Here is a 19,616-nt window from a genome sequence, read left to right on the forward strand (position 1 = left end):
CTCGGCCGGCCGGTCGCCGGTCGCGCTGGAGCGCTCCTACTTCCCCGACCTGCCCGGCCTGCTCGACCAGGACCTCACCGGCTCCCTGTACGCGCTCCTGGCGGCCCGCTACGACCTGGAGCCGCGTACGGCGGTCGAACACCTCGACCCGGTGATCGCCCGGCCGGCCGAGGCCGCCGAGCTGGGCATCGAGCCGGGCAGGCCGCTCATGCTGATCGAACGCACCGCCTACGCCGGCGACGGGACCCCGGTGGAGTACGCGCTCGACCTGTTCCGCCCCGACCGGGTGCGCGTCTCGGTGCGCAGCGGCGTCAGGGAACCACCGGCCCCTTGACCACGGTCCCCGTCACCCACGCGCCCTCCACCTCGATCTCGACCGGCGTGCCGGGGGCGGCCTCCAGGTAGGCGTAGGCGATGGAGGCGCGGGCGGTGTAGCCGTAGCCGCCAGAGGTGACCCGGGAGACCACCTCGCCCGCCACCCGTACCGGCTCGTTGCCCAGCGCGACCGCCCTGGGGTCGTCCAGCGTCACACAGCGCAGCCTGCGCGGCGGCGCCGGGTCCAGCGCGTCGCGGCCGAGGAACTCCTTGTCGTTCTTGACGCAGAAGCCCAGCCCGGCCTCGTACGGCGTGGTCTCGGGCCCGATGTCGGCGCCCCACACCCGGTAGCCCTTCTCCAGCCTGAGGCTGTCGATGGCCCGGTAGCCGCCGGCCACGAGCCCGTACGGCTCGCCCGCCCGCCACAGCGTCTGCCACAGCCCCAGCCCGTACTCGGTGGAGCAGTAGAGCTCCCACCCGTGCTCCCCCACGAACGTCACCCGCAGCGCCAGCACCGGCACATCGCCCACGGTCAGCTCCCGCGCCGACATGAACGGGAAGTCCAGCGGATCGGGCGTCAGCCCGGCCATGACGTCGCGGGCGCGCGGCCCCCACAGGGCGAAGCAGGCGTACTGTCCGGTCACGTCGGCGATCCGGGCCGTGGCGCCGGTGCGGGCGGCCTGCTTGCGCAGCCAGCCGAGGTCGTGCGAGCCGAACGCGGTGCCGGTGACGATCAGGAACTCCTCCTCGCCGCGCCTGGTCACGGTGAAGTCGCACTCGATGCCGCCGCGCCGGTTGAGCGCCTGCGTGTAGGTGACGGCGCCGACCTCGCGGGCGACCCGGTTGTCGCACACCCATTCCAGCAGCTCGGCGGCGTCGGGCCCGGTGACCTCGATCTTGGCGAACGAGCTCTCGTCGAACAGCCCGGCGGCCGTGCGCGTGGCCCGGTGCTCGGCGCCGATCGCGGGCGACCAGAGCCGCCCGGCCCATCCGCGCGGCCGCTCGCCCGTCCCATGGTCGGCGCCTTCTTTGCCCACTTCTTCGTTGGACGCCTCTTCGTTGGACGCGTAGTAGTTGACCCGCTCCCAGCCCGACTTCTCCCCGAAGACGGCGCCGTGTCCAGCGTGCCAGCCGTAGGCGGGTGAGAGCCGCAGCGGCCGCCCCGCCGACCGTTCGTGGCCGGGGTAGCGGATGTCGTAGTACGTCTCGTAGTTCTCGACCGCCCGCTTGAGCGTGTACGACGGCGAACGGTACTGGCGGCCGAATCGGCGCACGTCCATGTGCCAGACGTCCATGCTCGGCTCGCCGTCCACGATCCACTCGGCCATGATCCGGCCGATGCCGCCCGCGCCCGCGATGCCGTGCGCGCAGAACCCGGCCGCCACGTAGAACCCGCCCACCTCGGTCTCGCCCAGGCAGAACTCGTTGTCGGGGGTGAACGCCTCGGGACCGTTGATCAGCTTGCGGATGCCGACGTCGGCCATCGCGGGCACCCGGACCCTGGAGTTGTCGGAGATCTCCTCGAACCTGGGATAGTCCTCGGGCAGCAGCCGGCCGTTGAAGTCGGCGGGCACGGCGTCGAAGGCGTTCGTCCCGGCCGTCCAGGGGGCGCAGGTGCGCTCGTACCCGCCCATGACCAGGCCTTGGACCTCTTGGCGGTAGTAGACGAGCAGGTCGGGGTCGCGCAGCGTGGGCAGGCCGGCGTGGTCGTGGAAGGCGTCGGTCACCACGTACTGGTGCGACATGGGCACGATCGGCACGCGTACCCCGGCCATGCGGCCGATCTCGGCCGCGAACATGCCGCCGCAGTTGACCATGATCTCGCAGTCGATGTCGCCCTGGTCGGTGCGCACGCCCGTGACACGGCCGCCGGCCGTCTTGACGCCGAGCACGCGGGTGCGGGTGCGCAGCCGCGCGCCGCCCTCGCGAGCGCGGGTGGCGAGCGCGTAGCAGAGCTGGGAGGGGTCGATCTGACCGTCCGTCGGCAGGTACGCCGCCCCCACCACGCCTTCGGGGTCCATGAGCGGGAACAGTTCCACCGCCTCGGCCACCGAGATCTCCTCCAGCGGCAGCCCGAACGTGCGCGCCCAGCCGATCTGGCGGCGGATCTCCTCCATGCGCTCGGGCGTCGAGGCCAGCTTGATGCCGCCGCACTCGGTCCATCCGGCGTCCAGGGTGCGGTAGAGCTCGACCGAGTACTGGTTCATCCGGGTCAGCGTGGGGTCGGCGCGCAGTTGCCCGACGAGCCCGGCCGAGTGGAAGGTGGAGCCGCTCGTGAGCTCGTCGCGTTCGAGCAGGACGACGTCGCGTTCGCCGAGCTGGGTGAGGTGGTAGGCGACGGACGCGCCGCCCACCCCGCCGCCGATGATCACGATGCGGGCCGAGTCGCTCATGGTCGCGAGGCTAACCGGCGCGCCGGTAAAGGTCTAGACCGTTCGCGGCGGGGCGGCCTAGCATCGAGCATGGCCGCGCCCGAGGTCCTCGATCGCATCCCCCTGCTGTCCGGCCTGCCGCGCTCCGTGGAGGAGCTGCCCGGCGGGCTCACCAACCACAACTACAAGGTGACCACACCAGCCGGCACCTACGTGGTGCGCGTGTCGGCCAGCGACGGGGCGCTGCTCGCCATCGACAGGGACGCCGAGCACGCCGACTCGATCGCGGCGGCGCGCGCGGGGGTCGGGGCGCCGGTGCACGCCTACCTGCCCGAGCTGGGGGTGCTGGTGGTGGGATACGTGCCGGCGCGTACGTTCACGGAGGCCGACCTGCGCGATCCGGCCAACCTGCCGCGGGTGGCGCGGGCGTGCCGCCTGCTGCACGCCGGGCCGCGGTTCGTGCGCGACTTCGACATGTTCGACGTGCAGCGGCGTTACCTGGACATCGTGCGTGAGCGCGGTTTCCGGCTGCCGCCGGACTATCTGGACTTCATGCCTACCGTCGCCCAGATCCAGAAATGTCTGGCGGTGCGTGACGAGGGGACCGTGCCGTGCAACAACGACCTGCTGCCCGGCAACATCCTCGACGACGGCGAGCGCCTCTGGCTGATCGACTACGAGTACGCGGGCAACAACGACCCCTGCTTCGAGCTGGGCAACATCTGGAGCGAGTCCGACCTGCCGCTCGGCCACCTGGAGGAGCTCGTCACGGCCTACTACGGCCGCCGCCTGCGCCACAAGATCGCCAGGGCGCGGCTGCTGGGCCTCATGTCGAAATACGGCTGGACGCTCTGGGCCTCCATCCAGGACGGCGCCAACTCCACCATCGACTTCGACTTCTGGTCGTGGGGGATGGAGAAGTACGAGCGGGCGGTGACGGAATTCACTCATTCCGGGCTGATCAGCCTCATGGACGAGGCGACCCGGGCAGACTAGGGGCATGCTCGCCGCATTGACCGGTATGGGCCTGTCCACGGCCGCCGGGCTGAACGCGTACATCCCGCTGCTGGTCGTGGGGGTGCTCGCGAACTTCACCGACGCCGTGAAGCTGCCCGACGGCTACTCCTGGCTGTCCGACTGGGGCGTGCTCGCCGTGATCGCGGTGCTGCTGGTCGCCGAGATGGTGCTGGACAAGGTGCCCGCCGTCGACAGCGTCAACGACGCCATCCAGACCGTGATCCGCCCGGCCTCGGGCGGCGTGGTCTTCTCCGCCACGAGCGCGGCGGCCGAGTTCGAGAGCTCGACCTGGATGACGGAGCATCCGTGGGCCGGCTGGGTGCTCGGCATCGGGCTGGCGCTCGTCGTACACGTGATCAAGACCGTCGCCCGGCCGGTGGTCAACGTGAGCACGGCGGGGACGGGCGCGCCGGTCGTGAGCACGGCCGAGGACGCCGGCGCGCTCGGCATGAGCCTGATCGCGATCTTCCTGCCCGTGCTGGTGATCTTCGGGTTGCTGCTGATGGCGGCGCTGGCCTGGTGGGTGCTGCGGCGCGTACGCCGCCGCCGGGCTCGCAAACGCGCGGCCAAGGGCTACCCCTGAGGTGGGCCTTCGCGGCGGTCAGAGCTTGCGCACCCACCCCTCCAGCGTCTGGACGAAGTCCTCGGGCCGTTCCTCGTGCAGCCGATGGCTGGCCCCCTCCCAGCACACCACCACGGAGCCGGAGTCCTCGATCAGCCCCGCCTCCCAGGCGGCCCGCCCCGGGTCGGCCCAGATCGACAGCACCGGGCAGCGCCTGCGGGCCAGGTAGCCGTCACTGGCCGGGCGCACCCCGATCGCCTCGGGCCCGGTGAACATGGCCTCGAACGCCTCGGCCAGGACGTGCGGCGCCATGCCGTGGAGCCGGCGTTTGTGCCAGCGCCTGATGACGTCGGGGGTGCCGGCGTTCGTGCACCACTCGTCGATGCGCTCGGCGGCGGCGTGCGGGTCGTCGCCGCGCAGTGAGGCGATCATCTGGGGGAAGCCGCGGGCCAGGGCGGCCGTCATGCCGTAGCCGGGGTCGAGGGTGACGAGCGCGCGCACCCGCTCGGGGTGCTCGACGGCCAGGATGGACACCACCTGACCGCCCATGGAGTGCCCGACGGCGATCACCCGGGGGATGCCGAGCCGGTCGAGCAGGACGTCGAGGTCGCCGGCCATCATGCGCGGGGTGTTGCCCGTCTCGGGGACAGAGGAGTAGCCGTGGCCGCGCAGGTCCACGGCGATCACGCGGTGGTGGGCGGCGAGCGCGTCGATGTGCCAGGACCACTGGTGGGAGTCGGCGCCCCAGCCGTGGACGAGCAGTAACGGGGGGCGGTCGTCCTCCGCCCGCCCGTCGTCGGTGTAGAAGAGCCTGACGCCCGGCCCGACCTCCGCGTACGGCATCTACCCCGCGCTCCCCTCCGGCCCTTCCGGCCCCTCCGGCTCTCCCGGCCTTGCCAGGCCCTCAAGCTGGGGCATCAGCGCGCTCTCCCCGGCCGTCCAGCCACCGTCGATGGCCAGCTCCGCACCGGTCATGTACGAGGCGGCGTCGGACAGCAGGAACGCGATCGCCTCCGCCACCTCCTCGGGCTCGCCCCAGCGCCCGGCGGGGGCCAGCGGGAACGTGCCGTCGCCCGAGCGGGCGCCGAGCGGCTGCGTCATGGGGGTGACGATCATCCCGGGATGTACGGAGTTGACGCGGATGCGATAGCGCCCGAACTCCAGAGCCGCGATCTTCGTCAGCCCGCGCACTCCCCATTTGGACGCGCCGTACCCGCCCGTGCTCGGCAGCGCGAACAGCCCCGCGACCGACGACAGGTTGACCACGGCCCCGCCGCCCGACTCGCGCATGGCGCCCACCACGGACTTGAGCCCCAGGAAGGTGCCGACCAGATTCACCTGGAGCACCCGCTCGAACTCCTCCAGCGACTGGTCCTCGATCATCGCGACGGAGGCGATGCCGGCGTTGTTCACCAGGCCGTCGAGCCTTCCGTACTCCCGCGTGGTCCCGGCGACCACCGCCGCCCACCCGTCCTGGCTCGTCACGTCGTGCTCGACGAAGCGGGCGCCCAGCTCCTTGGCGGTGGCGGTGCCCTCCTCCACGAGGACGTCGGTGATGACGACCCGTGCTCCTGCGGCGACGCAGCGCCGGGCGGTGGCCGCCCCCATGCCCCGGGCTCCGCCGGTGATGATCACAACTCTGCCGTCCAGCACGCGCTGCCCTTTCTGGGGTGTTTCAGGAATCATGTGAACTGAAACACACCGTTCTGCCCTGATCAAGGGCTTGCTTGGGCAAGCGCGCCGGATCCCGTCCGGCGGACTATCCTTCAAGGCATCAACCCCAACGGGAGGTGGCGGAGATCGGCGAGTTCCTAGTCATCGTGCTGGTGATCCTGGCGTTCCTCCTGCTGCTGGGAGGCGTGGGCATCTACCTCCTGGTCAAGCTGGGCAAGAAGGCCGCGGTGAAGGCCAAGGAGGCCACGACCCGCCTCACCACACACGTCAACGCCATGGGCGCCGGCGAGGCCGCCGAGGTCGAACGTCTGCGCCTGGACCTGCGCCGCGAGGTCTCCCTCACCCGCCAGGCCGTCGAGCAGGCCCAGCGCCAGGGCTGGGGCCTGGGCGAGCTGCCCCACCTGCTGGCCGACCTGACGGCCCAGGCCGAGGTGCACGACGGACAGCTCGGCATGTACGCCCAGCAGCGCCGCGTGTCCCCCTATGTCGACCATGCCACCCTCAACCGGCTCAGGGAGCACCAGGCCAAACTGACGGCCATGTGCGCCCGCATCCGCGCCGACCTGCTCGGCGACCAGGTGACCCACACGGCGACCGGCATCGCCGACCTCAGCTCCCGCACCGACCTGGAGATCGAGGCCCGCCGCCAGGCCCCCGTCAAGGACCCGCTCGACGAGATCGACGAGCTCTACCGCCGCACGATGGAGGAACGCAAAGATCGTCCCTGACGATTACACACTGGGGCATCATGGAAACGTCGTGTGAGATTCACTGAGGAGGCGCTCTCATGAGCACTGCCTTGCCGGATTGGTTCTACCCCGGCCCTCCCGGTGGCTGGACTGCCGACATGCTCGACCGCCTTCCCCCCTGACACGCCTCGGCACGTTGAGCTGATCGATGGATCACTCGTCATGGTGTCGCCCCAAACCGCTTTCACCTCTACGCGATTCAGCTGTTTGAGAATCGCCTCAAACCACCGCCGAGCCTTGCGATTATTCGCGAAATGACCGTGACTCTCGGACTGCGCCAGCGCCCCGAGCCCGATGTCATGCTCGTCGAGAGGTGTCGATCAGGGACGACACCACATCGTTCAGACCGGAAGACGTCCACCTGGTGGTCGAAGTGGTCTCAGCCGAGTCCATCGACCGAGACAGGACGACCAAGCCGATCAAATACTCCAACGCCGGCATCAAGCACTTCTGGAGGGTGGAGAAAGACAACGGTTCGCCTGTCGTATACACCTTCGAACTGGAGCCCGCTGTCAGGGCCTACGTCCCGACCGGTATCCATCACAAGCGGCTGCAAACCCACATCGGCTTCGACGTCGACATCGACCTCCATCTCGACCGGCCGCCCAGCTGATCGAGGATCGGCAGGCTCCCGCTCCACCCGCCCCGCCACTCACTCCCCAATGCCAACCCCAGCACCCGTGCCCCCAGCCGCACCTGTGCCCGGGCCTGCACCTCTACCCGCACCCCCTACCCCGTAGCTGTGCCCCCGCCTGCTTCAGCACCTGTGTCGCCGCGTTCCAGGGCTTCGATGGTGGCGCGGAGCCAGGCCAGTTCGGCCTGGCTGGTGGCGTGGGCGATGGTCAGCAGGCCCTGCCGGAACGGGTCGCCGAACTCCTCGGCCCCCATCGGCCGGTCGCCGTCGTCGTAGAAGAAACTCGTCGGCTCCTCCAGGAAGGTCAGCCGCCTGCGCAGCACCGCCGCCTGGTCTCCGGGCTTGTCGAGATGGCGCAGGAAGGCCAGGAGCACGAACCACCGGTTTTCATCGCTGATGTCGAGGTCGTCCGGGTCGCGCAGCCGTCGCTCCAGCTCCGCCTGCCCCTCGGGTGTCAGGTAGAGCGTGCGCCGGGGTGCGGCGGCGATGCCCGGCTCGTCCTTCCTGATCAGCCGGCCGGACGCCTCCATCCGCTTGATCGCCGGATAGAGCGTGCCGTCGGCCACCGGACGCACGTGCCCCATCAGGGCCGCGATGCGCCGGCGCAGGTCGTAACCGTGTAACGGCCGATCCCTGAGGAACCCGAGTATGGCCAGCTCCAACACGTCTGCAACTATACCTCGAAGCCGATGTATATTGAGCCCGATACACAAGGAGACCCGCCATGCACGATGCCATCGTCCATCCCAGCGGCGCTCGCATGCGCTGGGTGGAGCTGCCTGGCGCCGAGCCCGCCCGCGTCTACGTTCACGGCCTCGGCGCCACCTCGGCCCCCTACTACGCCCAGGTCGCCGCCCATCCGCTGCTGCCGCGCCACCGTTCCCTGCTGATCGACCTGCTCGGGTTCGGCATCAGCGACCGTCCGGCGGACTTCTCCTACACGCTTGAGGCCCACGCCGACGCACTGGCGGCGGCGCTGCGGGCGGCTGGGGTCGAGGGCGCGTCGCTGATCGCGCACAGCATGGGAGGGGCGGTGGCGACGACGCTGGCCGCCCGTAGCGCCGATCTGGTGGCCGGCCTGATCCTGGTTGACGCCAACCTCGACCCCTACCCGCCCTCCCCCGTCCGGCCCGGCACCAGCGGCATCGCGGCCTACGAGGAGGAGGAGTTCGTGACGGAGGGCTGGAAGGACGTACGCGACCGGGTGGGGCCGCTCTGGTGGTCCACGATGCGCCTGGCCGACCCGCGCGGCCTGCACCGTACGGCGGTCAGCCTGGCCAGAAACACCACTCCCACGACGCGCGAGCTGCTCCTCGGCCTGCCGATCCCCCGCGCCTTCCTGCACCCCGAGGGCGACGCACCCGCCGGGGCGGACGAACTCCGCGAGGCGGGCGTGCGGGTGCTGGCCATCCCGGAGTCGGGCCACAACATCATGCTCGACAACCCCGAAGCCTTCGCCCACACCCTGCGCACCCTCCTCCCCTGATCCCCCAACCCCACCGAAGACTCCAGGCAACCCCTGGTGCTGACCGAGCGCGCGCTCACAGGGCCGATGGCGTGGCGGGGCCGATGACGTGGCGGGACCCATAGCGCGACGGGCCAGCGGCACGCCGAACCCCGTCGGACCGGACCCCACCCAACCGGACCCTCCCGAGGCCGAATCCCCGTCGGACCGGACCCCGCCGAAGCGGACCCTTACGAGGGCGGGCCAGGTTCGGGCGCGGCCCGGGTTGTCCCGCCTGCTGGCGGCGGCCGGGCTGCCGCACCGGACGGCGTTCTCCGCCGCGACCGGTCGCCGGCCGCTCCCTCGGCGGCGCACCGGCCTGGTCGGTGATCGCCGGGAGGCGAAGGGTCAGGTTGTGGTGCTGTTGGACTGGATGACCTGGCCGGTGGTGGCGTCGACGGTCACCTCGTGTTTGGTGCCGTCCGGGGTGATCACGTCCGACTCCCACACGGTCTTGCCCTGCTCCGTGTCCAGGTTGAGCTCCGTGACACGGCCCTCCGGGACCGCGGCTGCGATCTTGTCGGCGGCCTGGGCGTAGCCGAGCTTGGCGGCCGCCACCCGTTCCCGGTGTTTCGTCTTGTCCGATTGGTCCTCGCTACCGATGGTGGGGCCGCTGACGACCTTGCCCGCTTCGACGTCCACCTGGTGCTCGGTTCCGTCTTTGCCGACCACCTGAACCTCCCAGGCGCGCCCACCCTCCTCCGTCTCGATCGAGATGAGGGTGGAGCCGGGCACCGCCGCCAGGGCCGCCTGGCCGGCCTGCTTCAGGTCGGCCAGGGCGTTCTGGCCGGGATTGCCGGGGCTACCCGGCCCGCCCGGCATACCCGGTCCACCCGGCATGCCAGACCCACCCGGCCCGCCCGGCATGCCGGAGCCACCTGGACCGCCAGGCCCGCCGGGACAGCCTGGGCAGGGCGAGTCGCCGGGGCTTCCCGGAGCGCCTGGGGCGGTGGTCGAGGTGGGGGTGCCGATGGAGGGGGAGGGCTGGGCGGCCAGCCGTTCCACGCCGTGGATCGCGGTGCCGCAGCCACCCGCGAGCACCGTTGCACCGACCAGGGCACCGATGATCGTCTTGTTCATGTCTGGACGCTGCCCGCCACATGGCAAAGCATTCGCCCAGTTCAGGAGGGGTATGGTCTATTTGACCCCCGCCTCGCGCATGTCGCGCAGCTCCCGCTTCAGCTCCTTGATCTCGTCGCGCAGCCGTGCAGCCACCTCGAACTGGAGGTCGGCGGCCGACTGGTGCATCTGCTCGGTCAGCGACTCGATCAGCGACTCCATCTGCGCCCGCGGCATCTCACCGGCGATGGCCTTGGCGTGCTGGCCGGCCTGGCGGGCCGCGAAGCCGGGCACGGGCGCCTTGCCCCGCGACTGCTGCCGGCCGCTGCCGCCGAGCAGCTTGTCGGTGTCGGCGTCCTCGCGCTGGAGCGAGTCGAGGATGTCGGCGATCTTCTTGCGCAGCGGCTGCGGATCGATGCCGTTGGCCTCGTTGTAGGCGATCTGCTTGGCCCGGCGCCGGTTGGTCTCGTCGATCGCCCGCTCCATCGACGGGGTGACCTTGTCGGCATACATGTGGACCTGGCCCGACACGTTACGGGCGGCGCGGCCGATGGTCTGGATCAGCGACGTCTCCGAGCGCAGGAAGCCCTCCTTGTCGGCGTCGAGGATCGCCACCAGCGACACCTCCGGCAGGTCGAGGCCCTCACGCAGCAGGTTGATGCCGACGAGCACGTCGAACTCGCCCGAGCGCAGCTCGCGCAGCAGCTCGATGCGGCGCAGCGTGTCGACCTCGCTGTGCAGGTAGCGGACCCGGATGCCCAGCTCGAGCAGGTAGTCGGTGAGGTCTTCCGACATCTTCTTGGTCAGCGTGGTGACCAGGACCCGCTCGTCGCGCTCGGCCCGCTCGCGGATCTCGTGGACCAGGTCGTCGATCTGGCCCTTGGTCGGCTTGACCACGATCTCGGGGTCGACCAGGCCGGTCGGGCGGATGACCTGCTCGACCACCTCGCCCTTGGCCCGCCCCAGCTCGTAGGGGCCGGGCGTGGCCGACAGGTAGACGGTCTGGCCGATGCGCTCCAGGAACTCCTCCCACTTCAGCGGCCGGTTGTCGAGCGCCGACGGCAGCCGGAACCCGTGGTCGACCAGGGTGCGCTTGCGGGAGGCGTCGCCTTCGTACATGGCGCCGATCTGCGGGACGGTCTGGTGGGACTCGTCGAGGACGAGCAGGAAGTCCTCGGGGAAGTAGTCGAGCAGCGTGTTGGGCGCGCTGCCGGCCTCGCGGCCGTCCATGTGGCGCGAGTAGTTTTCGATGCCGGAGCAGGTGCCGATCTGGCGCATCATCTCGATGTCGTACGTCGTGCGCATCCGCAGCCGCTGCGCCTCCAGCAGCTTGCCCTGCCGCTCCAGCTCCGACAGCCGCTCGGCCAGCTCGGCCTCGATGCCGGCCACGGCGGCGGCCATGCGCTGCTCGCCCGCGACGTAGTGGGAGGCCGGGAAGATGTAGAGCTCTTCGTCCTCGGTGATGACCTCGCCGGTCAGCGGATGCATGGTGGAGAGCTTCTCGATCTCGTCGCCGAACATCTCGATGCGGACGGCCAGCTCTTCGTATTTCGGGATGATCTCGATGGTGTCGCCGCGCACCCGGAAGGTGCCCCTGGTGAAGGCCAGGTCGTTGCGGGTGTACTGCATGTCGACCAGGCGGCGCAGCAGCTGGTCGCGGTCGACGTCCATGCCGACGCGCAGCCGGGCCATGCGGTCGACGTATTCCTGCGGCGTGCCCAGGCCGTAGATGCACGACACCGAGGCGACGACGATGGTGTCGCGGCGGGTGAGCAGCGAGTTGGTGGCCGAGTGGCGCAGCCGCTCGACCTCGTCGTTGATCGAGGAGTCCTTCTCGATGTAGGTGTCGCTCTGCGGGACGTAGGCCTCGGGCTGGTAGTAGTCGTAGTAGGAGACGAAGTATTCGACCGCGTTGTTGGGCAGCATCTCGCGCAGCTCGTTGGCGAACTGCGCGGCGAGGGTCTTGTTGGGCTGCATGACCAGGGTGGGCCGCTGCAGCCGCTCGATCAGCCAGGCCACGGTGGCGGTCTTGCCGGTGCCGGTGGCGCCCAGCAGGACGTTGTCCTTCTCCCCGGCCTTGACGCGGCGCTCCAGCTCGGCGATGGCCGTCGGCTGGTCGCCCGATGGAGTCATCTCGGTGACGACCTCGAAGGGCGCCACCTTCCGCTGCAAATCAGTGACCGGTCGCATGATGCCCACTGTAGGTGGCGCCACCGACAGAAAGCGTCAGGCCGGTCGCTCGCCGATCCGGGGGAAGGGCGTGGTGGAGAAGACGACCTCCACGGGAACCTCGAAATAGGCGGCGATCCGCAGCGCCAGGTGCAGGCTGGGGCTGTATTCGCCGCGTTCGAGGTAGCCGATGGTCTGGTAGTGCACCCCCAGGGCGTCGGACAGTTGCCTGCGGGTCACGTTGCGCTCCGCGCGCAGCAGCGCGATCCGGTTGTGGACGCTCTCGCTCATCACGGCGTGACTTCCCAGCCCCTCTCATCGCACCCCCCGATAGCAGGGCTCTGACATCCATAGCATACCTGCGACAAACAGCAATACACCTGTGACACCGCATTGCAAGCGAACAGTAAGTCATACCCGATACGGTCGAATTCGCCTGTAGCGGAAGAGGAAGGTTTCATGTCACGACCCAGAGAGGCACTGATCCAGGCAGGACAGGGCATAGCCCGAACGGTGGCCCAAGGGGGTGACGTACGCCAGGCGGTGGGCCAAGCCGTGGGCCAGGTGGCCGGCCAGGCCGGGCAGTTGCAGAGCCAGGCCGCCCAGGGCTTCGCGCTCAACCCGCACGACTTCGCCGCGGCCCGCGACGGCGGTGTGTCCGTCGGAACCCTCATCGAGGCGCGCAGCGCCTCGCTCAACGAGGCCGGCGAGATCGTCAACCGCAGCTTCGCCGAGAACGGCATGCACGTCATCTCCCCCGTGGTGATCCCCAAGGGCAGCACCGCCAAGGTGATCGTGCCACTGGGCATCCTCGTGCTGCTCGGCCTCATCGGCGCGCTCGGCAACATCGTCCCGCAGGCGGACGTGGTGTTCGGCCCGCACTACTGGGTGGTGCTGGTGCTGGCGGCCGCGTTCCTGTGGTGGCGGCGCAGCGTGGTGATGGTCCCCGAGGGCTGCAAGGCCCTGATCACCCAGTTCGGCAAGCTGGTGCACATCGCGGACCCGGGCCGGGTGACGCTGTTCAACCCGTGGAAGCGGGTCAGCTACATCGTCAACACCACCCGCGAATACCCGTTCAACGCGCCGATCAGCGAGGCGCCCACCCAGCAGGGCGTCAAGGCCAGCGTGGACCTGTTCCTGCAGTTCAGGATCGAGAACCCGGCGGAGTTCATCTTCGTGCTCGGCTCGGTCAGCGGCTTCCAGTCCAAGCTGCAGAACGCCATCAGCGAGGTCACCCGCTCCCTGATCTACGCCCAGCGCGCCGAGGAGATCTACGACCTGGTCGGCGAGAGCACGCTCGGCATGCTGGAGAGCCTCAACCAGCAGTTCCTGCCCGCCGTGCGGCTCACCGACGTCAACATCACGCACGCCGAGCCGTCCAGCCAGGAATACCGGATGGACCTGGCCGCGCCCGAGATGGTCCGCGTCGCCAAGGAGGCCTACACCTACGAGTACGAGCTCCAGCTGCGCAAGGAGCAGAACGAGGGCGACCTGGTCAAGGAGCTGGCCGGCCTCCAGGAGACGCTGAGCGCCATCCAGGCCGAGATCGCCGGCTACCAGGCCCGCATGGACACCGCGCTCGAACGCGCCAGCCACCAGGCCACCGCGCAGGCCAGGCAGCGCCTGGTCGAGGCCGAGTCCACGGCCAACGCCAACGCCGCGCTGCTGGAGGCCCAGGCGCTCGACATCAGAGCGCTGTCGGCCGCCGAGGCGCCCGAGATCCTCGACTACCGCTTCCAACAGGACCTGCTGACCAAGCTGGAGTCGGTCGCCACCAGACTGCCGCAGGTCGTCCAGGTGGGCGACCAGACCGACATCGACTTCCTGGCCCTGGCCCAGCAGCTCGTGGGCGGCAAGGGAACGGCGCTGTTCTCCGCCGAGGACATGGCCGCCATCCGCTCCAGGCTCGACGAGATCGGTCAGCGCGTACGGGGCCGCGAGGGCGAGATCGCCGCGCTGCTGGCCAAGACGGCCGCCGACGTGGAGCAGCCGCCGCAGGTGCCGGCGCCCGACTCCGACCTCGAAACCACCGTCGAACGGCTGCTGCCCGGCGGCAAGCACCACGGACAGGCTGGGAGTGGGATCTGATGAGCCGCGACTTCTCCAAGATCAAGGAATCGGTCGCCTCCTGGGGCGACATCCGCCAGCTCCTGCGCGGCGGCGAGCAGGGCCAGCTCGTGCCCGTCGTCATCCCCAAGGACCGGCGCGGCTTCGCCTGGATGACGCTGATCTTCCTGGCGCTCTACTTCGCCGGCATGGCGGCGCTGACCGACTTCACCGTCACGGCGGCGCTCGCCGCGCTGTTCTTCCTGCTCATCGCCCTGATCACGATGTGGCGCAAGGCCATCATCGAGATCGAGGAGGGCACCACGGGCGTACGCAGCCGCTGGGGCGCCATCACCGGCACGCTGCCCCCCGGCCGCCACTACCTCTGGCTGCCGTGGGACCGGGTGGACGCGGTCGTCGACACCTCCACCGAGATCCCGTACTCGGCGCCGATCGTGGCCTGCCCGACCGCCGAGAACGTGCCGCTGAAGTCGATCGAGTTCTTCCTCAAGTTCCGCATCGTCGACCCGGTCGCGTTCGTCCGCACGATCGGCGCGGGCAACTTCGACCTGGTGCTGTCCAGCGCGGTGCAGGACGCGATCCGGCAGCGCAGCCGCCGGGTCAACACCGAGCGCGCGTACGACCTGCGCGGCTCCGACGTCGGCGACATGCAGGACGCGCTCAACCGCCAGCTGGGCCGCTACGGCGTGCGCGTCACCGGCTCCAACATCCCCGACGTGCAGCTGCCCGACCAGTACCAGCAGCACCTGGCCACCCGCGAGAAGGTGGCCAAGGAGCTGTCGGCCTACGAGCGCGAGTGGGAGCTGACCCGCAAGCGCCGCATCGACACCCTGCTGATGGAGATCGAGCGCTCCAAGAAGACCCGTGACGCCCGCGTCGTCGAGGTCAAGGCCGCCCACAACACGGCCCGCAAGGACGTCGCCCGTATGCTGGAGGAGCAGGAGACCGAGGCGCAGCGGGTGACGTGGGAGATCGAGGCGCGCGGCCGGGCCGAGCTCACCGCCGCCGAGAACGAGGCCAAGGCGCTGCGCCGCCTGGCCGAGTCGTACCGGGACAACCGGGCCGTGCTGCAGTACGAGCTGGCCCGCAAGCGCCTCGACGTGGGCGCGAAACTGGCGGAGAATGCCCCCCAGCCGCTGGTCGTACGCACCCAGCAGGGTCAGGCCGACTCCGCGCTGTCCACCCTCCTGCTCGCCCAGTTGCTCCCCCGCATCTCGGGCACGGGAACGGATCAAGTGAACGGCCGTACACCTTCCGCATAGGAGAACCCCATGGTGTTCCGCAAGCTGATGGCCGCGTTCGGCGCGGGCGTCGAGGTTGACACGGTGTTGACCAACACGGGCGTGCGCCCTGGCGAGCTGCTGCGCGGCGTCGTCCATTTCCGTGGCGGCAACTCCGAGTACAAGGTCGAGGGCATCCACATCGACCTCACCGCCGTGGTCGAGGTCGAGCAGGGCGACAACGAGTACAAGACGTCCTACAGCTTCCTGCGCCAGCAGGTCGCGGGGACGTTCCAGCTCGCCGCCGGCGCGCAGCACCAGCACCCGTTCGAGATCCCGGTCCCGTGGGAGACGCCCATCAGCGCGATCGCGGGGCATCCGCTGCACGGCATGCGGCTGGGCGTCCAGACGGAGCTGGCGCTGGCGGGGGCGCTCGACAAGGGCGACCTCGACCCGCTGTTCGTCAGCCCGCTGCCGGCGCAGGACCACGTGCTCGGCGCCCTCGACCGGCTGGGCTTCCAGTTCAAGAAGGCCGACCTGGAACGCGGCACCCTGTACGGCTCGACGATGCCGTTCTTCCAGGAGATCGAGTACTACGCGGGTGGTCAGTGGCGGCGGCACTTCAACGAGCTGGAGCTGACGTTCATCGCCGGCCCGCGGCAGATGGACGTGATCCTGGAGGCCGACAAGCGGGGCGGCTTCCTCAGCTCCAGCCACGACGCCTACAACCGCTTCACGGTGCGCTACGACGACCCGCCGAACTCGGCGGACGCGGCCCTGCAGCGCGGCCTGGAGCAGATGGCCCGCCACCGCGGCTGGTTCTAGTCTCCGCAGGGGTCAGCCGGGGTCACTGCCAGCAGGTGGCCGCTGACCCCCAAGAGCGACGGTTCGCACTCAAGCCGGCGGGCGGCGTCGAGCAGCAGCTCGCGCCGCCCGTCGTCGTCCAGCCAGTCGTCCACGTCCCCGTAGAGCCAGAACGCGCCCTCCAGGCCGTACACGTCCGGCAGGGGCAGGCCGGCGTCGGTGAACTCGGCGGCGATCTCCTCGGGGCGATGGCCGTACCCGCGGAAGCCGTCCTCTCGCGCCGCGATGATCTCCCCGGTCTCCAGGGTGCGGCCTTCGACCTCCACACGCCCTTCGCGCGGCAGCGTGCCCAGGCGGACGCTGTCGTGCAGGGCGGCGTAGCGGCTGATGCAGGCCGAGGCGACCAGCCCGCCCGGGCGGACGGCGCGGCGGGCCTCGCTCAGCGCGCGGACGCGGTCGGCGCGCTCGTGCAGATGGTAGAGCGGGCCCAGCAGCAGCGCCGCGTCGGCCGCGCCCTCGGGAACAGGCAGGTCGCGGGCGTCGCCCAGGCGGGCGCGCACGCCGGGCAGCACGGCGGCCTCCTCGACGTGCAGCGGCACGGGGTCGATCAGCTCGACGTCGTAACCCGCGGCGGCCAGCCACGCGGCGTGCACGCCGGTGCCGCCGCCCACGTCGAGCACCTTCGCCGGCGCCGGCGGCAGCGTGCGCAGCAGCACGTCACGCGTACGCCAGAACTCCAGCCGGCCCCGCCCTTCCCGCAGCCTGGTCAGTTCGCCGCCCTGCTCGTAGTACCGCAGAACACGGGGATCCTCGATCATGCCGCCGGATCCTACAATCGCCGGTTTCGCGCAGGCGAGGCAATATTCCGGGCCACCTTCCGACAGGAGATCGCTCCTTTGCGTGTGCTGGCAGTCGCATGGCGCGGTCGTTACCATGACGTCGGGAACTGACTGATCGTCGGACGGCGGGGCGAGCGATGGCACGGTTCATGGCGGCGTTGAAGCGGGCCGCCCCATGGGCGGCGCACAACGCGGACGGCGCCATCGCGCTCGGGCTGGCGATCGTGGTCGGTGTGCTGGGCATCATGCCCGACGAGATCTTCGGCCCCGAGGGCGAGGACATCCAGCGTCAGCTCGTGACCGCCGCGACCCTGGTGATCCTGGCGCTGGTGGCCACCGCGCTGCTGCGCGACCGCGTCCGGCAGGCGCCCGTGGAGAAGACGATCACCTCGGGCGCGCTGGCCGAGCTCCCGCTGCGCCTGGCCAGGCTGGAGGAGCTGGAGAGTCTGGCGCACAGCACCCGCCGGGCCCTCGACGCGCTCGAACTCGTCCGGGTGCTGGGCAGCAGGCAGGAGATCGCCCAGTCCCACGCCGAGGCCCGCCGAGACACGACCAGGTGGAGCTTCAAGGGCGGCACCGGCACCTATCTGCGCGCGGTGACGCTGCCGGCCTGCGTGGCGGCCGCGCGCAGGGACAAACGCCACCTCACGGTCAGGGTCGAGGTCATCGACCCGACCAACCTGGAGGTGTGCGAGACGTACGCCCACTACCGCCGTTCGCTGGAGGACCATCCCGACGCCACCGGCGAGTCGTGGACCACCGACCGGGCCAGGAAGGAGTCGTACGCGACCATCCTGGCCGCCTTCTGGCACCGCCAGCGCTACGGCCTGCTCGACATCGGGGTCGGCCTGTCGTCGACGATGACCACGTTCCGCTGGGACCTGTCCACGACCCGCCTGATCATGACGGTCGAAGACCCTAACATGGCGATGACCGCGCTGGCCGACACGTTCTACTACGAAAACTGCGACACCGAGCTGCGGCTCAGCTTCGAGCAGGCGCGGCGGGTGCCGCTGGAGATGTACAAGAAGGTCCCGCTCGGCGACGAGCCCACCATCGAGGAGGTGCAGGAGCTGTTCGCGCGGATCGGGGTGTCCCTGCCCAGGTCGTACGACGGCCGCGACGTCGTCGACATCGCCCGCAAGGCGCTGCGCGCCGTCGATCCCTACGGGTCATGAGCTACGCCGGCGTACGCGACGTCCTGGCCGCCGGGGAGGCCAGGCGGTGGACCCTCGACGTGCTGGCCAGGCCCGGTCTGGGCGCGGTGCGGCATCCGCTGGGATTCGTCTGCCTGCCGCTGGAGCGTGACGGCGGTGAGGGGGTATGCCTCCATCTGTGGTCCGATTCGCTCGCGCACGCCGAGAGCACCACGTCGCAGATCCACTGCCACAGCTGGGACCTGGTCAGCCACGTGCTCTACGGCCAGATGCGCAACGTGCACGCGGTGGTCACCGACGCCGGCGCGGACGCCACGCACCGGGTCTACGAGGTGGTGAGCGGGGCCGACGGCGACCGCATCTCGCCCACCTCCCGCACCGTGCGCCACGGGACGGGCCTGGTGGAGGTCTTCGGCCCAGGCGACACCTACACGCTGGCCGCCGGCCTCTTCCACAGCAGCGTGGTCCCGGAGGGCGGCGAGGCGGCCACGATCGCGCTCGGCAGCGGCCGCCCCGGCAGCCGCGACCTGTCCCTGGGCCCGCTCGACGGCGGCGCCCACCACGTGTCCAGGCAGCCGCTGGACCCCGGCGAGACGGCCGCGGCCGTCCGCCTGATCACCGCGCACCTGACCTGAGAGGGCACTGCGATGGACCTGGACCACGCTCGCAAGATCGCTGTCGAGGCCGCGGAGGCGGCGGGCGCGCTGCTGCTGAAGGGCACGCGGGGGGCGCTGGGCGTGCGGGCCAAGGGCGAGGCGGGTGACGTGGTGACCGATCTCGACCTGGCCTCCGAGCGGCTGCTGCTGGACCGGATCCTGACGGCGTACCCGTCGCACACGGTGATCGCCGAGGAGTCGGGACTGGTCGGGGCGGCGGGCGGCGAGTGGACGTGGCTGGTCGACCCGCTCGACGGCACCAACAACGTGGCGATCGGGCTGCCCGCCTACGTGGTGGGCCTGGCGCTGTGCCGCGACGGGCTGCCGCAGCTCGGCGTGGTGCACGACCCGGTCTCGGCCTGCACGTGGTCGGCCGTGCGGGGGCGGGGCGCGGTGGCCTCGTCGGGCGCGCGCCTGTCCGCCGTGCACCGGCCGCACCCGCAGGGGCCGCTGCTGGCCTGGATCCAGGGGTACGGCATCCCCAGGGACGACCCCACCCTGCGGCGGCTGAGGACGGCACTCGACCTCAACGCGCGCCGGGTGCTGCAACTGTGGGCGCCGCTGCTGGCGTGGGCGATGCTGGCGCGCGGCGACATCGACGGCGTCGTGGGCTACCGGGCCGGGGTGGTCGACCTGCCCGCGGGGGCGCTGCTGGCGCTGGAGGCGGGGGCCGAGATCAGGGAGCTGGACGGCGGGCCCTACGAGGAGTGTGTGGACGCCTCGCAGACGCGCAGCTTCGTCGCGGCCCACCCCGGCACCATGCCTGCACTTCTCTCCCTTCTGGGGTGAGGAAAAGTGCACGGATAATGTGTGTCTTT

Annotated in this window: 20 protein-coding genes; 12 read left to right on the plus strand and 8 right to left on the minus strand. The window is 70.5% G+C overall.

The window, feature by feature from the left end:
- The coding region (locus tag ABFX54_RS29825) for a GntR family transcriptional regulator (protein ID WP_346109886.1) at positions 1-334 on the plus strand (334 nt) is incomplete at its 5' end.
- On the opposite strand, the gene ABFX54_RS29830 is transcribed toward ABFX54_RS29825, so the two are convergent.
- Positions 312-2,708, minus strand: a complete 2,397-nt coding sequence (locus ABFX54_RS29830; protein ID WP_346109887.1) for a GcvT family protein — start codon at positions 2,706-2,708, stop codon at positions 312-314. The two genes, ABFX54_RS29825 and ABFX54_RS29830, sit on opposite strands and share 23 nt — an antisense overlap.
- Positions 2,709-2,777: 69 nt before the next feature.
- Between ABFX54_RS29830 and ABFX54_RS29835 the strand changes: the two genes are divergently transcribed.
- Both ABFX54_RS29835 and ABFX54_RS29840 read left to right on the plus strand, forming a co-directional pair.
- A complete protein-coding gene (locus tag ABFX54_RS29835; protein ID WP_346109888.1) occupies positions 2,778-3,683 on the plus strand; it encodes a choline kinase family protein in 906 nt (301 codons plus the stop codon).
- Between the two features lie 4 nt (positions 3,684-3,687).
- Positions 3,688-4,287 (plus strand): DUF4126 domain-containing protein, encoded by a 600-nt coding sequence (locus ABFX54_RS29840; protein ID WP_346109889.1) that lies wholly within the window; start codon positions 3,688-3,690, stop codon positions 4,285-4,287.
- An 18-nt stretch (positions 4,288-4,305) separates the two neighbouring features.
- Here the strand turns inward: ABFX54_RS29840 and ABFX54_RS29845 are convergent, their stop codons facing one another.
- Together ABFX54_RS29845 and ABFX54_RS29850 are read right to left on the minus strand one after the other, a co-directional pair.
- A complete protein-coding gene (locus tag ABFX54_RS29845) occupies positions 4,306-5,109 on the minus strand; it encodes an alpha/beta fold hydrolase (RefSeq protein WP_346109890.1) in 804 nt (267 codons plus the stop codon).
- Positions 5,110-5,919 carry a glucose 1-dehydrogenase gene (locus tag ABFX54_RS29850; protein ID WP_346109891.1) on the minus strand — a complete coding sequence of 270 codons (810 nt, stop codon included), beginning with the start codon at positions 5,917-5,919 and terminating at the stop codon, positions 5,110-5,112.
- A gap of 137 nt (positions 5,920-6,056) precedes the next feature.
- Here ABFX54_RS29850 and ABFX54_RS29855 point away from each other — a divergent pair, with 137 nt between their 5' ends.
- Positions 6,057-6,668, plus strand: a complete 612-nt coding sequence (locus tag ABFX54_RS29855; protein ID WP_346109892.1) for a hypothetical protein — start codon at positions 6,057-6,059, stop codon at positions 6,666-6,668.
- 334 nt (positions 6,669-7,002) lie between these two features.
- Entirely contained in the window at positions 7,003-7,302 is a 300-nt protein-coding gene (locus tag ABFX54_RS29860; protein ID WP_346109893.1) for a Uma2 family endonuclease, read from the plus strand.
- 116 nt (positions 7,303-7,418) lie between these two features.
- On the opposite strand, the gene ABFX54_RS29865 is transcribed toward ABFX54_RS29860, so the two are convergent.
- Complete coding sequence (locus ABFX54_RS29865; protein ID WP_346109894.1) at positions 7,419-7,988, minus strand: PadR family transcriptional regulator; 570 nt, start codon at positions 7,986-7,988, stop codon at positions 7,419-7,421.
- Positions 7,989-8,047: 59 nt separating this feature from the next.
- Here ABFX54_RS29865 and ABFX54_RS29870 point away from each other — a divergent pair, with 59 nt between their 5' ends.
- Positions 8,048-8,809: an alpha/beta fold hydrolase gene (locus tag ABFX54_RS29870; protein ID WP_346109895.1), complete on the plus strand. Its 762-nt coding sequence runs from the start codon at positions 8,048-8,050 to the stop codon at positions 8,807-8,809.
- A gap of 366 nt (positions 8,810-9,175) precedes the next feature.
- On the opposite strand, the gene ABFX54_RS29875 is transcribed toward ABFX54_RS29870, so the two are convergent.
- The 3 genes from ABFX54_RS29875 to ABFX54_RS29885 are packed head-to-tail and all read right to left on the minus strand — an operon-like array spanning position 9,176 to position 12,346.
- A complete protein-coding gene (locus tag ABFX54_RS29875) occupies positions 9,176-9,907 on the minus strand; it encodes a PepSY domain-containing protein (RefSeq protein WP_346109896.1) in 732 nt (243 codons plus the stop codon).
- 57 nt (positions 9,908-9,964) lie between these two features.
- Complete coding sequence (uvrB, locus tag ABFX54_RS29880; protein WP_346109897.1) at positions 9,965-12,076, minus strand: excinuclease ABC subunit UvrB; 2,112 nt, start codon at positions 12,074-12,076, stop codon at positions 9,965-9,967.
- A 36-nt stretch (positions 12,077-12,112) separates the two neighbouring features.
- Positions 12,113-12,346: a helix-turn-helix transcriptional regulator gene (locus tag ABFX54_RS29885; RefSeq protein WP_106244753.1), complete on the minus strand. Its 234-nt coding sequence runs from the start codon at positions 12,344-12,346 to the stop codon at positions 12,113-12,115.
- 168 nt (positions 12,347-12,514) lie between these two features.
- Here ABFX54_RS29885 and ABFX54_RS29890 point away from each other — a divergent pair, with 168 nt between their 5' ends.
- Genes ABFX54_RS29890 through ABFX54_RS29900 form a run of 3 tightly spaced genes read left to right on the plus strand, consistent with a single transcriptional unit; the run spans position 12,515 to position 16,167 of the window.
- A complete protein-coding gene (locus ABFX54_RS29890; RefSeq protein WP_346109898.1) occupies positions 12,515-14,143 on the plus strand; it encodes an SPFH domain-containing protein in 1,629 nt (542 codons plus the stop codon).
- Positions 14,143-15,384, plus strand: coding sequence for an SPFH domain-containing protein (locus ABFX54_RS29895; RefSeq protein WP_346109899.1), 1,242 nt, complete (start codon positions 14,143-14,145; stop codon positions 15,382-15,384). Before ABFX54_RS29890 ends, ABFX54_RS29895 begins: the two co-directional genes overlap by 1 nt.
- Positions 15,385-15,393: 9 nt before the next feature.
- Entirely contained in the window at positions 15,394-16,167 is a 774-nt protein-coding gene (locus tag ABFX54_RS29900) for a sporulation protein (RefSeq protein WP_346109900.1), read from the plus strand.
- On the opposite strand, the gene ABFX54_RS29905 is transcribed toward ABFX54_RS29900, so the two are convergent.
- Positions 16,164-16,964, minus strand: a complete 801-nt coding sequence (locus ABFX54_RS29905) for a class I SAM-dependent methyltransferase (RefSeq protein ID WP_346109901.1) — start codon at positions 16,962-16,964, stop codon at positions 16,164-16,166. The genes ABFX54_RS29900 and ABFX54_RS29905 overlap by 4 nt on opposite strands.
- A 158-nt stretch (positions 16,965-17,122) precedes the next feature.
- Between ABFX54_RS29905 and ABFX54_RS29910 the strand changes: the two genes are divergently transcribed.
- Genes ABFX54_RS29910 through ABFX54_RS29920 form a run of 3 tightly spaced genes read left to right on the plus strand, consistent with a single transcriptional unit; the run spans position 17,123 to position 19,587 of the window.
- Positions 17,123-18,163: a hypothetical protein gene (locus ABFX54_RS29910; RefSeq protein ID WP_346109902.1), complete on the plus strand. Its 1,041-nt coding sequence runs from the start codon at positions 17,123-17,125 to the stop codon at positions 18,161-18,163.
- Positions 18,160-18,777, plus strand: coding sequence for a hypothetical protein (locus tag ABFX54_RS29915; protein ID WP_346109903.1), 618 nt, complete (start codon positions 18,160-18,162; stop codon positions 18,775-18,777). Before ABFX54_RS29910 ends, ABFX54_RS29915 begins: the two co-directional genes overlap by 4 nt.
- 12 nt (positions 18,778-18,789) lie before the next feature.
- Positions 18,790-19,587: an inositol monophosphatase family protein gene (locus tag ABFX54_RS29920; RefSeq protein WP_346109904.1), complete on the plus strand. Its 798-nt coding sequence runs from the start codon at positions 18,790-18,792 to the stop codon at positions 19,585-19,587.
- The last annotated feature ends 29 nt before the right edge of the window (positions 19,588-19,616 follow it).

Origin of the sequence: Nonomuraea maheshkhaliensis (assembly GCF_039529435.1) — a bacterium.
In the GTDB taxonomy this organism is placed as follows: Bacteria; Actinomycetota; Actinomycetes; order Streptosporangiales; family Streptosporangiaceae; genus Nonomuraea; species Nonomuraea maheshkhaliensis.

Bases quoted from the DNA above. Each gene is read 5' to 3' on its own strand.
- ABFX54_RS29830 (WP_346109887.1), bottom strand. From the start codon at position 2,708: ATGAGCGACTCGGCCCGCATCGTGATCATCGGCGGCGGGGTGGGCGGC.
- ABFX54_RS29835 (WP_346109888.1), top strand. From the start codon at position 2,778: ATGGCCGCGCCCGAGGTCCTCGATCGCATCCCCCTGCTGTCCGGCCTG.
- ABFX54_RS29840 (WP_346109889.1), top strand. From the start codon at position 3,688: ATGCTCGCCGCATTGACCGGTATGGGCCTGTCCACGGCCGCCGGGCTG.
- ABFX54_RS29845 (WP_346109890.1), bottom strand. From the start codon at position 5,109: ATGCCGTACGCGGAGGTCGGGCCGGGCGTCAGGCTCTTCTACACCGAC.
- ABFX54_RS29870 (WP_346109895.1), top strand. From the start codon at position 8,048: ATGCACGATGCCATCGTCCATCCCAGCGGCGCTCGCATGCGCTGGGTG.
- ABFX54_RS29875 (WP_346109896.1), bottom strand. From the start codon at position 9,907: ATGAACAAGACGATCATCGGTGCCCTGGTCGGTGCAACGGTGCTCGCG.
- uvrB (WP_346109897.1), bottom strand. From the start codon at position 12,076: ATGCGACCGGTCACTGATTTGCAGCGGAAGGTGGCGCCCTTCGAGGTC.
- ABFX54_RS29885 (WP_106244753.1), bottom strand. From the start codon at position 12,346: ATGAGCGAGAGCGTCCACAACCGGATCGCGCTGCTGCGCGCGGAGCGC.
- ABFX54_RS29890 (WP_346109898.1), top strand. From the start codon at position 12,515: ATGTCACGACCCAGAGAGGCACTGATCCAGGCAGGACAGGGCATAGCC.
- ABFX54_RS29895 (WP_346109899.1), top strand. From the start codon at position 14,143: ATGAGCCGCGACTTCTCCAAGATCAAGGAATCGGTCGCCTCCTGGGGC.
- ABFX54_RS29900 (WP_346109900.1), top strand. From the start codon at position 15,394: ATGGTGTTCCGCAAGCTGATGGCCGCGTTCGGCGCGGGCGTCGAGGTT.
- ABFX54_RS29905 (WP_346109901.1), bottom strand. From the start codon at position 16,964: ATGATCGAGGATCCCCGTGTTCTGCGGTACTACGAGCAGGGCGGCGAA.
- ABFX54_RS29910 (WP_346109902.1), top strand. From the start codon at position 17,123: ATGGCACGGTTCATGGCGGCGTTGAAGCGGGCCGCCCCATGGGCGGCG.
- ABFX54_RS29915 (WP_346109903.1), top strand. From the start codon at position 18,160: ATGAGCTACGCCGGCGTACGCGACGTCCTGGCCGCCGGGGAGGCCAGG.
- ABFX54_RS29920 (WP_346109904.1), top strand. From the start codon at position 18,790: ATGGACCTGGACCACGCTCGCAAGATCGCTGTCGAGGCCGCGGAGGCG.